The organism is Chenggangzhangella methanolivorans (assembly GCF_019797865.1).
Classification (GTDB): Bacteria; Pseudomonadota; Alphaproteobacteria; order Rhizobiales; family Methylopilaceae; genus Methylopila; species Methylopila methanolivorans.
In genome coordinates, this window is sequence record NZ_CP081869.1 from 1425353 (window position 1) to 1438246 (window position 12894).

Consider the following 12894-nt stretch of genomic DNA (forward strand, 5'->3'; position numbering starts at 1 on the left):
TCTGACAGGTTTCACGCCGGCGCGTGGCGGCGATGCGTCTTTCGAGGCGAGCAGCGCTTCCAGCCCGGGACGGGCGCCGATCACGACGGCTCTTGAAGAAACGTCTTCAGTGTTCTGAAGGAACTACCGGTGCGACGCCCCGAAACTAACTTAGATTGGTTTTACGTTCCTCGACTGCTCTTGCCGAAGCTTTCTTTCATCGAAGATTGTCTCTCAAATGCAACTGACGCGCTAGTCTCGGCGTGGCACAACACGTATCCATTCGCGGATCTGCGGGCGTCGAACTTTTGCGCGCTGTAAAAACTTTTCTTGGACTGGCGATGGCCGCCGGCGCGCTGGCGCTCGCTGGCTGCGCCGACAAGTGGGATCGTCCAGCGCTTGGCGTCGACGCGCCGGACCGGTGGCGCGACGAGAGCGGCGCGAAGGCGGCGTGGCCCTCGCCGGATTGGTGGGCGAGGGTTTAAATCCGCGGAACTCAGCCTGCTGATCGAGACTGCGGAGCGGGAGAACCAGGACATCGGAGCGGCTCTGGCGCGGATCGAGCAGGCCGACGCCCAGTCGCGCATCGCCGGCGCTCCGTTGATCCCGCTGGTGTCGGCTTCGGCCGACGCCCAGGCCGAGCGCGTGTCCGGGTCGAGGCGCACCGTCGGCCTGCTCCAGGCGCAGCTCAACGCCAGCTACGAGCTCGACTTCTGGGGCAAGAACCGCGCGAACCTCCGCTCCGCCGAGGCTTCGGCGGCGGCGGCGAGATTCGCCAAGGAGGTCGTCGCGCTCGGCGTCGTCACGAGCGTCGCCAACACCTATTTCGCGCTGATGGCCTCCCAGGAGCAGCTCTTGATCGCGCGGAACAACGTCGCGAGCGCCAAGACGATTCTCGACGCCATCCAGGGGCGCGTCGACGCCGGGACGGCCACTGCGCTCGACCGGGCCCAGCAGCGCAGCGTGCTCGACCAGGAGAAGGCGCGGATCCCGGAGATCGAGCAGAACATCCGGCTCAACGAGACGGCGCTCGCTCTCCTTCTCGGACGCCCGCCGGTGCGGCTCTCGGTCAAGGGCGGCCGCATGACCGGCCTTGCGGTTCCGAAGGTCTCGCCGGGCATCCCGTCGGAGGTCTTGCTGCGCCGGCCCGACATGCGCCAGGTCGAGGCGGAGCTCGCCGCGACCGACAGCGACGTCACGGCCGCGCGCGCGGCGTTCCTGCCGTCGTTCGACCTGACCGCCGCAGGCGGCGTCGCAAGCACGGCGCTGAGATCGCTGTTCGCCTCGCAATCGCTCGTCTATGCGCTCGCCGCGGGCGTCACCCAGCCCTTGCTCGACCCGACGCTTCCGGGAGAGCTCGATCTCGCCAAGGGGCGCTATCGCGAAAACCTGTTCGCCTACCGCCGGGCCGCCGTCCAGTCCTTCGTCGACGTCGAGAACGCCCTCGTCTCCGTGCGCAAGACGACCGAGCAGGAAAGGCTCCAGCGATCTGCGGTCGACAGCGCGCGCGAGGCCTATGACATCGCGCGCGAGCAGCTCAAGGGCGGGGCGATCGACATCACCACGGTCCTCACGGCGCAGCAGTCGCTGTTCTCGGCGCAGGACATCCTGGTGGAGGTTCGGCTCGCGCGTTTCCAGGCGATCGTGTCGCTGTTCGAGGCGCTCGGCGGCGGCTGGGCGCCGTATGGGTCGCCTCTGGTCTCCAAGGCCGGCTGATCCGCCAAAGCCGGCTCAGCCGCTGGCAAGTTGACCGGCTTATGTCGCCGATGGCGGACCTGATCCCGTCGCTCGCCAGCCGCCCCTGCGCGCTCGCGTCAGCTTTCACGACAGGGGCCGGACGGCGCTTTCAGCTTCTCGTCTCGTTTCAGGGCGGCGCAGAAGCTTAGGGCGGCGACAGGCGAGCCCTTAGCCGCCAACCGGTCCCGACCCTTGCGGACGCGACGGACTGTACCGAGGCGCCGGGAGTTCGAGCTTCGCCGCAGCAGATTTTCCTGTCACTCGCAAAATCTCCCGCTCACAAAAAGAAGTCGTCCGCCCCCAGCTTCGAAATATCGTTGAGATGAATTGCCAGCTCTGGCGCACGATCATTGTCCATGTTGACGAAGACATTGAGATCGCCGTTTTTGGTCGTTTCGTAACGGATCTGTCCGGCGTGATCGAACTCTTGCTCCCCGATGAAGTCATATCCGCCTTTCGACCCGTTCAGCGGAAGTTCCGCGAAGGTCAGCCGGTCTTGGCCGCGATGAAAGTCCGTGATCGTGTCGCGACCGCCTCCGCCTGGCCCGCTCTCGTGCGCCCAGATCTGCGCCTGAAATGCGAACTGGTCGCCCGGGACCGCCTGTCAACTTGTCGACTCCAAGTTCGCCCAACAGGTAATCGCCGCCAGAGCCCGACGAGCGTATCGGCGCCGTCGCCGCCGGACAGGACGTCGCCACCTCCCCCGCCATAAAGCTTGTCAGCGCCGCTAATCGAAGCCAGATGGTCTTCGCCGCCCTTCCCATACATCAGGTCGCGGCCTTCCGTGCCCATCGTGCCGCTCGACCCGGAGTCGCCGACGTAAAGGTGGTCGTATGTCCATCCCGAGGCGGGCGCAGCATCGTCATGAAGCCACCCCAGTCGTTCTGTCGACAGATCTTTAGCGCCTTCGTTCTCCTCCGCAGCGAAAAAGAACATCATGTCATCAGCGCTGGTATATTCCGACATAAATCACATCCCCGCCTTGTAATGTATGCGCCCCTCTGTGGATGCACATGCAAAACTTTGCGTCCGAATCGCCTCGAACCTACGTATTTCTGCGTAGTCGAACGAATCTCCAATCGTCCACCCCCAAAAGTTCGGGGAGATTTATTTTCTCCACCTCTACGCTAAGGTTATTTTTTACAATACCTTTTTACCTGTTTGGCGACTCTGTGGCGTACTGGATGTTTCTTTGGAGTCAGGTGAACGAGCCAAACCGGCGAACGCGGGCGTTTTCGGCCACCGGACGCTCGCCGAACTGCGCGACGCGCGGGCCGATTCCATGGCGAGCTTCGTGGACGGCATCTGAAGCGCGCCGGTCGTTCTGGGTTTTCAGGTCGGCGCGCGCCCGCCCGATCGGTCCCGCGGCGGATGCGCGACGCCCGTGAGCCGGGGCGACGAAAGATCGACCTTTATGGCGCGTCGCGCCGGTCGGCCGCCGTCAGGCGGCCTCCTCGACGGAGATCTCGCCGCCCGCCGGCTTCGTCGGCTTGGAGCCGGCGACGACAGGCGCCTTCTCGGCCTCGTCGACGCGAAGGCTGAAGATGTCGGGCCGCGAATAGTGGCCGACCGGATCGAAGTCGAGCTTGGCGCCGATGATGTCGTCGACGTCGACGTCGGCCGTCAGCGTGCCCTCCTCGTCGACCAGCGGGCCCGCCAGCACGTCGCCGAGCGGGCCGACGATGACCGAGCGGCCATGCATCATCCACTCGTCGGGACCTGCCTCGATGCGGCTGGCGTAGTCCTCCGGGAAGTCGGAGCGCTTCATCACCTGGCAGGCGCCGATCACGAAGCAGCGCCCCTCCATCGCGACATGGGCATGGTCGAGATCCAGCTCTCGCGGTCGTCCGCCGTCGGCGCCGCCCAGAGCTGGACGCCCTTGGCGTAATAGGCCGCGCGCATCAGCGGCATGTAGTGCTCCCAGCACACCGCGCCGCCGACGCGCCCGAAGGGGGTGTCCATGGTGGTGAGCGTCGAGCCGTCGCCAAAGCCCAGACGAGACGCTCCGAGCCGGTCGGCATGACCTTGCGGTGCTTTCCGACCTCGCCGGTCGGCGAGATGTAGAGCACGGTGCAGTAGAGCGTGCCGCCGTCGCGCTCGATGACGCCCACCACGGCGTAGATCTTCAGCCGCGCGCAGGCGAGCGACAGCGCGTGGACCTCCGGGCCCGGAACAGTGATCGCGCCCTTGAAGTAGCGGGCGAAGTCGGCGCGGCCCTCGGGCGTGCGGCGGCCGATCGCGCAGCCGAAGTCGAGCCCCTTCGGATAGCCGCCGATGAAGGCTTCCGGAAACACCGCGAGCGAGACGCCCTTGGCGGCGGCCTCGGCCAGCAGCTCGATCGTGCGGGCCGTCGCGGCCGCGGCGTCGAACGGAACGGTGGACGCCTGGACGGCCGCGACCTTGATCTTGGTCATGTTTCTTGGATCTCGGATGGGAGGTGACAGGTCGGAAGCCGCCGGACCAGACCGGCCGGGACATGTCGAAGACGTCGCGGGTGCGCGCGTAGGCGGTCGGCCCGTGCATGCGGGCGATGAGGTCGAGCGCCGCGTGGTCGACGCGCGGCGCGCCGGGTCCCCGGTCAGGACGCGGGTCGCGAAATGGGCGTGCAGCACCTCGCCGACCAGCAGCCACTGGCCGGGGCCGGTCTCGTAGTCATGGATCAGCCGGCACTCGAACGCGACCGGGGAGGCTGCGATGCGCGGAGGCGCGACCGCGACGCTCGCCGCGGTCGAGGCCCGCGAGATCGAGCTCGTCGACGCCGGCGGGCGCGTCCACGCAGGTGACGTTCATGGCCTCGGCGAGTTCGTAGGGCACGAGGTTGACCACGAACTCGGCCGTCGCGCGGATGTTGGCGGCGGTGTCCTTCGGCCGCTCGGGCCGCGCCAGCACGCCGAGCGCGACGACAGGACGGTCGGAGCCGAAGACGTTGAAGAAGGAATAGGGCGCCGCGTTGATCTCGCCGGCGGGCGAAGCGGACGTCACCCAGGCGATCGGCCGCGGCAGGACGGCTGCGGTCAGAAGGCGATAACGATCCTCCGCCGCCATCGCGCCGAAGTCGAAATGGCGGGAGGCAGGGGCGGATGGCGGCGCGGATCGGGTTTCCAAGATCGTCATCATCGTCGCCACAAATTCGGGATTGGCGCGGACTCTCGCCTGAAGGCCGCGCCGAGAAGCGCGCGCCTCTCCCCTCCCCTTGCGGGGAGGGGTCGGGGGTGGGGGTGGTTCAGAAGGGAGCGCCGCGGCCGACGCCGCTCTACGCAAAACGTCAACGCCCTCTCCTGAACCACCCCCACCCTCACCCTCCCCGCAAGGGGGAGGGATGGTCGGCGTGGAGCCCTTCGCCAAGCCGGCCGAAGGGCGCCGCCAACCGCGGAGACATGGTCGGCAAGGGGCGGCGCTGAAATCAGCCGATGACCTTCACCGACTTCGGATCGAAGTTCGCGGCCGCGAGCGCCGTGTCGACCTTGCCCGCGATCTCGGTGTTGATGAACTTCGAGACGTCGGGCATGCGCGGCAGGAGCTTGGCCTCGACGCCCCATTTGGCGAGCGTTCCCATCTTGGCGATCTGCTCGTCGGAGAGCGCCGCCTTGATGTCGGTGACGGCCTTCGCGTTCCAGGCCGGGTCGTAGCTCGAGGCCTTCTGCAGCGGGCTCGGGGATGTTCTTGGCCGGCTCGAGCGAACGGAACCAGCCGTTGACGAGGTCGTGGTTCTGGCTCGCGAAGAACAGCGCCTCGGAGCTTGCGCGAAGATAGCGCTCGACGACCTCCGGACGGTCCTTCACGAAGCGGTTGTTGGCTGTGAGCACGATGACGGGCGTGAGGTTCTGCGACACGACCTGGGCGTGGCCGGAATTCTCGAAGAACGACACGAACGGGTCGTAGGTGAAGAAGGCGTCGATGCGCTGCGCGCCGACGGCGTCGGCGAGCTCGGCCGGGCCGACGTTCACGAAGGTCATGTCGGAGCCGGGCTTCAGCCCCGCGCCGATCACCGCCTCCTGCGCGTTCTGGAACGCCGTGATGCCGAAGGTGCCGAACACCTTGCCCTTCAGCCCGGCGAGATCGGTGATGCCGGACTTCTTGGTGGCGAGCACAGCCGAGCGGAACCGCGCCTGAGACGCGATGGTGGTGACGGGCGCTCCGACCGCCATGGTGGTGACCGCGGCGAAGTCTGACAGCGTGCCGACGTCGGCGGCGTTCGAGACGATCGCTTCGTTCACCGCCGGCGAGGCGTTGAGCTGGATCATCTCCATCTTCAGCCCGTTGCGGGCCGCGATGTCGGTGCGCTTCAGCACATGGGCGATCTGGGCCGAGACGGTGGTGGTGTTGAACCAGCCCATCTTGACCGTGTCGGTCGAGCCTTGAGCACGCACGATCGCGGGCATGGCGAGCGCGGCGGAGCCGACGAGACCGGCCGACAGCTGGCCGAAGCGACGGCGAGAAAGCATCACGGTCACGTCTATTCCCCTTTTTGCCATTCGGGCTTCAGCGTCTCCCACAGCGCGTTGACGGTGGAGACGAACCAAGGATCGGAGCGCATCTCGGCGGTGCGCGGACGCGGCAGCGGCACGAGAACCTCCTCTCGGACGCGGCCCGGCCGCGGGCTCATCACCACCACGCGGTCGGCGAGGAACACCGCCTCGTCGATGCCGTGGGTGACGAACACGACGGTCTTCTTTCGCCTCCGATGAAATGCGGGCGATTTCTTCCTGCAGCAGCACGCGGGTCTGCGCGTCGAGCGCGCCGAAGGGCTCGTCCATCAGCAGGATGTCGGGATCGGGCGCGAGCGCGCGGGCGATGGCCGCGCGCTGCTTCATGCCGCCCGAGATCTGGTGCGGGAACTTGTCCTCGAAGCCCGTGAGCCGGACCGTGTCGATCAGCGAGCGCGCGATCTCGGCCCGCTCGCGCCTGGCCAAGCCCTTGGCCTTCAGGCCGAACTCGACGTTCTGCTGCACCGTCATCCCAGCCGAACAGCGCGTAGTCCTGGAACACGACCGTGCGGGACGGGTCGGGCTTCGTGATCGCCCGGCCGTTCTGCATCAGCTGGCCGCTCGAGGCCGACTGGAAGCCCGCGATGATGTTGAGCAGGGTCGACTTCCCGCAGCCCGAGGGCCCGAGCAGCGAGACGAACTCGCCGCGGCGGATGCTCAGGCTGACCCCGTCGAGGGCGATCACGGCGGCGTCCGCGCCGCCGCCATAGACCTTGCCGACGTTGCGGATATCGATCTGGGTCTCGGGCAGGGCCTCGTCGGCGAGCGGCGGGGGCGTCATGAGGGCGACGGCGGCTGACATGATGTTCGGCTCCTCGGCTCAGTTGCGCTCGGAAGGAGCCCAGGCGTTCACCCGGCGCTCGATGCTTTCAAGGACCGCGGACATCGCGAAGCCCACGAGCCCGATCGCCACCATGCCGGCCACGACGTTGTTGATCTGGAACAGCATACGGGACTGCTGGATCAGGTAGCCGAGGCGGTCTGGGCCGCGATCAGCTCGGCGGTCACCACGCACATCCAGCCGACGCCGAGCGCGATCCTGAGGCCCGGCAGGATGATCGGCAGCGAGGCCGGGATCAGCACGTCGGTAAAGAGCTGCCAGGGCTTTGCGCCGAGGCAGAGCGCGGCGTTCATCTGGTTGCGGTCGAGGCCGCGGACCGCGGTGTAGGTTGCGACGAAGGCCGGAAACACGGCGCCGAGGAAGACCAGGAAGTAGGAGGCCGAGTCGCCGAGCCCGAACCAGAGGATGGTGATCGGGATCCAGGCGAGCGGCGGGATCGGCCGGAGCGCCTCGACCACGGGGCGCACGAAATCCGCGACCGCGCGCCACCATCCGCAGACGAGGCCGAGGCTGATCCCGACCACGCAGGCGATCGCGAAGCCGATCGCGACGCGCTGCAGGCTGGCCCCGAGATGCACCCAGAGCGAGCCGTCGAGCGCCATCTCCCACAGCGCGCCGGCGACCGCCACGGGGGACGGCAGCAGAAAGCCGTCGATGATCCCGAGGCTCGTCAGCGCCTGCCAGACCGCGAAGAAGGCCGCAAGGCCGAGCGCGGCGCGCACCGATCGATCGGCGAACAGGACGGCGAGGCCGCCGCGCTTGGCTCGGCCGGCGGAGACGGAAGCGGGGGCGGCTTCGGCCTTCATTTCCATGAGCATGTTCGATCCCACGACCCGGCTGAGGCGGTCGGTCGGACCCCGTCGCCTGTGGTTGACGATCAATCCATGAAAGTGTCGGCCATAACCGTCAACGCCAAAAACGCGCCATACCTGACCAATGCGAATGCATTGCCTTCATAAATCAGCAGATAACTGACGCAACGGCGCCTGAAATTTGATCCTGACACTCACCAATTGTCGGCTTAAACCGACACATGGACGCGCAGGGCGATATCGGACATGCTGCGCCGCGGAATAACAACAGGAACGCCGCGTGGATCTTGAGGAAAAGCTCGCCCGGATCGGGATTACGGGGACGCTCTACCGGCTCTATGTGACGGCGATCGGCCTCGGCGGCGGCTCGGTGACCGAGGTCGCCTCGCGCGCCGGCATGGCGCGCACCACGGCCCATGACGGGCTGGCCAAGCTCGAGGACGAGGGGCTGGTGCGCTTCGTCGACCACGGCAAGCGCCGCTTCGTGGTGGCGCAGGATCCGGGCATCCTGCTCGAGCGGGCGGAAGCGCGCCGGCAGATGCTCGAGGACGTCATGCCGACGCTGCGCTCGATGTATCACCACGAGAACGGCCAGCCGAACGTCCGCTTCCACCCCGGCCCCGAGGGCATCCGCGAGGCCCTCTGGGACACGCTGACGGGCGAGCAGAAGGAGCTCCGCGCAACGCTTTCGATGCGCGAGCTGATGGCCGAGCCCGGGCTCGAGGAGATGGAGCGCTATCTGAAAGAGCGCGCGCGGCGCGGCATCTGGCTGCGCGTGATCCGTTCCGAGGAGCGCGACATCGCGCCGATCTGGCCGTCGAGCGCCGGCGAGAAGCGCGAATTGCGCTATGCGCCCGCCGCCCACAATCTGGCGATGACCTGCTTCATCTACGGAACGAAGGTCTGCGTGATCTCGTCCGCGCGGGAGAGCTACGGCCTCATCCTGGACAGCGCGGAATACGCCGCCTTCCAGGCCGCCATGTTCGACGTGATGTGGAGCATGAGCACGCCGACGACCTGAGCGCGCCGCGAGCGCTCGGCAGTTCGTCCCTCAGCGGAACCGCGCCCGCGCCGGCGGGGCGACCGAATGCGGGAACGGGCGCAGCGTCAGCCGCGGACTCTGCCGAGAACGCTGACGAGCTCGGCGACCTTCTGGCGCTGCTCGTCCTTGTCGCCCGACTGGATGGCGGCCTCGACGCAGTGGCCGACATGGTCCTTGAGGATCTCCTCCTCGACCCGCTTCAGCGCGGCCCGAACGGCGGAGATCTGGGTCACCACGTCGATGCAGTAGCGGCCTTCCTCCAGCATGCGCGCGATGCCGCGGACCTGACCTTCGATCCGGCTCAAACGCTTCCCGCAAGACGCCTTGGTGCTGCACTGCATGACCTGAATTTACCCCGCGGGGGTATCGCGGGCAAGAGGCTCCTCGACGAACAGGTCGAACCGTCCGCTCCCCGGGGGACCGGGCGCGCTGCGACGGCTGCATCGCCGTCCACACGCAGGCCGCCAAGGACGCCGGCGCCGGCAAGGAGGAGATCATGGAGGCGCTCACCGTCGCGGTGGCGCTCAATGCAGGCGCGGCGCTGGTCTATTCCGCCCGCGCAATGGACGCGCCGGCCTCCGCGACTTAATTCCCGCACGACCGAAACGGCGGCGCGTCCTGCCGGATGCGCCGCCGTTCTTCATTTTCAGGCCAAGGCTTATTTCTCATGTCAGCATCCCTCTTCATCGACGGCGTGTGGACCGAAGGTTCGGGCAAGCGCCGCGGCAAGATCCTGAACCCCGCGACCGGCCAGCAGACCGGCGAGGTTCCTTTCGTGGAGGAGGCCGATCTCGACCGCGCGCTCGCCGCCGCCCAAAAGGGCTTTCTGGTCTGGAAGGCCATGAGCCCGGTCGAGCGTTCGAAGATCATGCGCAAGGCCGCCGGCCACATGCGCGAGCGCCACGAGGCGCGGGCCATCACCGCCGAGCAGGGCAAGCCGATCGCCGAAGCCCGGATCGAGGCCGCGCTCGCGCCCGAGCACACCGAATGGAACGCCGAGGAAGGCCGCCGCGCCTACGGCCGGCTGATCCCGGCGCGCGCGAGCGACGTCACCCAGATCTCGCTTCGGGAGCCGATCGGGCCGGTCGCGGCTTTCAGCCCGTGGAACTTCCCGGTCAACCAGGTGGTGCGCAAGATCGTCTCGGCGCTCGCGGCCGGCTGCTCGATCATCGTCAAGGCGCCCGAGGAGACCCGAGTTGCGCGGTCGAGCTGGTGAAGTGCTTTGAGGAAGCCGGCGTTCCGGAAGGCGTGGTGAACCTCGTATTCGGCGTCCCGGCCGAAATCTCCGAGAAGCTGATCGCCTCGCCGATCATCCAGAAGGTGTCGTTCACGGGCTCCGTGCCGGTCGGCCGCCATCTCGGCGCGCTCGCCGCCCAGCACCTGAAGCCCACGACGCTCGAGCTCGGCGGCCACGCGCCCTTCATCGTGACCGAGGACGTCGACCCGGAGGCGGTCGCGGGCGCGGCCGCGGCGTCGAAATTCCGCAACGCCGGCCAGGTCTGCATCTCGCCGACCCGCTTCCTCGTCCACGACAAGGTGTTCGACCGCTTCGTCGACGCCTTCACGGAGAAGGCGGAAGCCATCAAGGTCGGCGACGGCATGGAGGACGGCGTCAAGATGGGCCCGCTCGCGCAGGCCCGCCGGGTCGAGGGCGTCGACGCGCTGATCCAGGACGCCGCCGCGAACGGCGCCGAGATCCGCACGGGGGCGCCGCATCGGCAATCAGGGCTTCTTCTACGCCCCCACCATCCTGGCGAACGTTCCGCTGTCGGCGCGCATCATGAACGAGGAGCCGTTCGGCCGGTCGCCATCGTCAACCGGGTCTCGCTCGACGAGGCGCTCGACGAGGCGCGGCGCCTGCCCTTCGCGCTCGCGTCCTACGCCTTCACCAACTCGCTGAACGCGGCCGACCGCATCGCCGACGAGATGGAGGCCGGCATGGTCACCATCAACCATTTCGGCCTCGGCGTGCCCGAGACGCCGTTCGGCGGCTTCAAGGACAGCGGCCACGGCTCCGAGGGCGGCACGGAAGGCCTCGAAGCGTATCTGCGGACGAAGTTCGTCACGCGCCGCAGGTGAGGCGGCGGGCGACGGCGCGCTCGCGATGAGGGACGCGGCGGGTTCGATCGTTTACGCAAGGCGGGCTCGCCCGTTCACTCCGTAGCCGTCGCCGAGCCCGCCATGACCTTGATCCGCCTCCTCGCCAGCCTCGCGTTCCTGACCTGCGTCAGCGGCGCGGCCGAGGCCGTCGAGATCCGCACCGCGACGGGGCTCGCCGCGATCGCCGAGACGCCGAAGCGCGTCGCGGTGTTCGACGTGGCCGCGATCGACACGCTCGACGCGCTCGGCGTCGCGCCCGCGGGCGCTCCGGCGACCATTTTCGTGCCCCAGCTCGAGACCGTCGCGAAGAAGGCCGAGCCGGTCGGCACGCTGTTCGAGCCCGACCTAGAGGCGCTCAACGCGCTCCGACCCGACCTTATCATCGTCGGCGGCCGCTCCTCGCCCCGCTCCGCCTCGACGTCGCGCGTCGCCCCGACGATCGACATGACCATGGCGGGAGCCGACCTTCTGGCCGAATCCCGCGAGCGGCTCGACGCCTATGGGGCGCTGTTCGGCCGGCAGGCGCAGGCCAGGGCCATAGAGGAAAAGCTCGACGCCGCGGTTTCGGCCGCGCGCGCGGCGGTCGCGGGCAAGGGCAAAGCCCTGATCCTGATGACCAACGGGCCCAAGATCACCGTCTACGGCGCGGGCTCGCGCTTCGGCTGGCTGCATGCGGGACTTGGGATTAGCCCCGCGGTCGAGCGCATCGGCGCGGCGGTGCATGGCGAGCGGCGTCGTTCGAGTTCATCGCCAAGGCCGATCCCGACTGGCTGATCGTGGTCGACCGCGCGGCCGCGCTCGGCGCGGGCGAGCAGAACGCCCGCGCGACGCTCGACAACGAGCTCGTGGCCGGGACCACGGCCTGGCGCAAGCATCAGGTGATCTTCCTGCCGGCCGCCGACGTCTACATCGCGGCCGGCGGCGTTCAGGCCACCATGCGGGTGCTCGACACGGTGACGCGCGCGTTCTCGGCGGCCAAGTGAGGCGTCTCGCCTGCGGACTGCTGGCGGGAGCCGCGCTCGTCGCCACGAGCCTCGCCGTCGGAGCCGGCGACTTCGACGCGCAGATCCTGTTCGAAAGCCGCGCGCCCCGCACCCTCGCGGCGATCCTCGCCGGGGCCGCGCTCGCGATCGCGGGCCTCGTGATGCAGACGCTGGCGCGCAACCGCTTCGTCGAGCCCGCGACCGCCGGAAGCGCGCAGAGCGCGGGGCTCGGCCTGCTGGCCGCCACGCTGCTGTTTCCCGCGCCTCCCTGCCGGTCAAGACCGCGATCGCGACGCTTGCGGCGCTCGCCGGCACGGCGCTGTTTCTGGCCGTCGCGCGGCGGCTGCCGCCCGACCAGCCCTACCTCACCCCGCTCGTCGGCCTCGTCTATGGCGCGACGCTCGGCGCAGGTCTCACCTTCGCGGCCTGGCGCTTCGACATGATCCAGTATCTCGAGGTCTGGACCGTCGGCGAGTTCTCCGGCGTGCTGCGCGGCCGCTACGAGATCCTCTGGGCCGCCGCCCTGATGATCGCGCTGCCTGGTGGACGGCCGACCGCCTCACCGTGCTGTCGCTCGGGCAGGAGACGGCCGTGGGGCTCGGCCTCGACTACGCCCGGATGATGCAGGTCGGGCTGCTGATCGTTTCGGTGACGGCGGCCGTCACCGTGGTGACCGTCGGCGTCGTGCCCTTCGTCGGGCTCGTCGCGCCGAACCTCGTGACGCGGCTGCGCGGCGACGACGTGCGCGGCGCCCTCCCCCTCGTCGCGCTGTCGGGCGCCGGGCTGACGCTCGCCTGCGACCTCGCCGGCCGCCTGCTGCGCTATCCCTACGAAATCCCGGTCGGCGTGGTGCTCGGCGTCGTCGGCGCGGGGCTGTTCCTGGCGCTGTTGCTCAAGCGGGCCCGCCGATGCC

At 68.4% G+C, this 12894-nt stretch carries 10 protein-coding genes and 7 pseudogenes; 6 read left to right on the forward strand and 11 right to left on the reverse strand.

The window, feature by feature from the left end; genetic code table 11:
• Window positions 1-378: 378 nt before the first annotated feature.
• A complete protein-coding gene (locus tag K6K41_RS07490; protein WP_261404532.1) occupies window positions 379-1695 on the forward strand; it encodes an efflux transporter outer membrane subunit in 1317 nt (438 codons plus the stop codon).
• Window positions 1696-2202: 507 nt separating this feature from the next.
• Here the strand turns inward: K6K41_RS07490 and K6K41_RS07495 are convergent.
• The 10 genes and pseudogenes from K6K41_RS07495 to K6K41_RS07545 form a co-directional block, all read right to left on the reverse strand.
• Window positions 2203-2682 carry a hypothetical protein gene (locus K6K41_RS07495; protein ID WP_261404533.1) on the reverse strand — a complete coding sequence of 160 codons (480 nt, stop codon included), beginning with the start codon at window positions 2680-2682 and terminating at the stop codon, window positions 2203-2205.
• A gap of 475 nt (window positions 2683-3157) precedes the next feature.
• A complete protein-coding gene (locus K6K41_RS07500; protein WP_261404534.1) occupies window positions 3158-3523 on the reverse strand; it encodes a nitrilase-related carbon-nitrogen hydrolase in 366 nt (121 codons plus the stop codon).
• Window positions 3502-4130 (reverse strand): annotated as a pseudogene (locus K6K41_RS30270) (nitrilase-related carbon-nitrogen hydrolase). The gene K6K41_RS07500 and the pseudogene K6K41_RS30270 overlap by 22 nt, the downstream one beginning before the upstream one ends.
• Before the next feature lie 238 nt (window positions 4131-4368).
• Window positions 4369-4830: a flavin reductase family protein gene (locus K6K41_RS07515; protein WP_315855155.1), complete on the reverse strand. Its 462-nt coding sequence runs from the start codon at window positions 4828-4830 to the stop codon at window positions 4369-4371.
• Window positions 4830-6161 (reverse strand): ABC transporter substrate-binding protein, encoded by a 1332-nt coding sequence (locus K6K41_RS07520; RefSeq protein ID WP_261405674.1) that lies wholly within the window; start codon window positions 6159-6161, stop codon window positions 4830-4832. The genes K6K41_RS07515 and K6K41_RS07520 overlap by 1 nt, the downstream gene beginning before the upstream one ends.
• Window positions 6162-6172: 11 nt before the next feature.
• Window positions 6173-6379: a hypothetical protein gene (locus K6K41_RS07525; protein WP_261405910.1), complete on the reverse strand. Its 207-nt coding sequence runs from the start codon at window positions 6377-6379 to the stop codon at window positions 6173-6175.
• Between the two features lie 139 nt (window positions 6380-6518).
• Window positions 6519-6674 (reverse strand): annotated as a pseudogene (locus K6K41_RS07530) (ABC transporter ATP-binding protein); the annotation flags it as partial.
• A 73-nt stretch (window positions 6675-6747) separates the two neighbouring features.
• Window positions 6748-7005, reverse strand: a pseudogene (locus K6K41_RS07535) (ATP-binding cassette domain-containing protein); the annotation flags it as partial.
• An 18-nt stretch (window positions 7006-7023) separates the two neighbouring features.
• Window positions 7024-7152 (reverse strand): hypothetical protein, encoded by a 129-nt coding sequence (locus tag K6K41_RS07540; protein ID WP_261404535.1) that lies wholly within the window; start codon window positions 7150-7152, stop codon window positions 7024-7026.
• A gap of 14 nt (window positions 7153-7166) precedes the next feature.
• Window positions 7167-7850, reverse strand: a complete 684-nt coding sequence (locus K6K41_RS07545; RefSeq protein WP_261404536.1) for an ABC transporter permease — start codon at window positions 7848-7850, stop codon at window positions 7167-7169.
• Window positions 7851-8136: 286 nt separating this feature from the next.
• Here K6K41_RS07545 and K6K41_RS07550 point away from each other — a divergent pair, with 286 nt between their 5' ends.
• Window positions 8137-8877, forward strand: a complete 741-nt coding sequence (locus tag K6K41_RS07550; protein WP_261404537.1) for a TrmB family transcriptional regulator — start codon at window positions 8137-8139, stop codon at window positions 8875-8877.
• Window positions 8878-8963: 86 nt separating this feature from the next.
• On the opposite strand, the gene K6K41_RS07555 is transcribed toward K6K41_RS07550, so the two are convergent.
• Window positions 8964-9239 (reverse strand): metal-sensitive transcriptional regulator, encoded by a 276-nt coding sequence (locus tag K6K41_RS07555; protein ID WP_261404538.1) that lies wholly within the window; start codon window positions 9237-9239, stop codon window positions 8964-8966.
• Window positions 9240-9325: 86 nt separating this feature from the next.
• Between K6K41_RS07555 and K6K41_RS07560 the strand changes: the two are divergent.
• From K6K41_RS07560 to K6K41_RS07575, 4 pseudogenes are all read left to right on the forward strand, one after another.
• Window positions 9326-9487, forward strand: a pseudogene (locus K6K41_RS07560) (carboxymuconolactone decarboxylase family protein); the annotation flags it as partial.
• A 78-nt stretch (window positions 9488-9565) separates the two neighbouring features.
• Window positions 9566-10977, forward strand: a pseudogene (locus K6K41_RS07565) (NAD-dependent succinate-semialdehyde dehydrogenase).
• 102 nt (window positions 10978-11079) lie between these two features.
• A pseudogene (locus K6K41_RS07570) lies at window positions 11080-11981 on the forward strand (siderophore ABC transporter substrate-binding protein).
• Window positions 11978-12881: pseudogene (locus K6K41_RS07575) on the forward strand (iron chelate uptake ABC transporter family permease subunit); the annotation flags it as partial. The pseudogenes K6K41_RS07570 and K6K41_RS07575, both read left to right, overlap by 4 nt.
• Window positions 12882-12894: the final 13 nt, after the last annotated feature.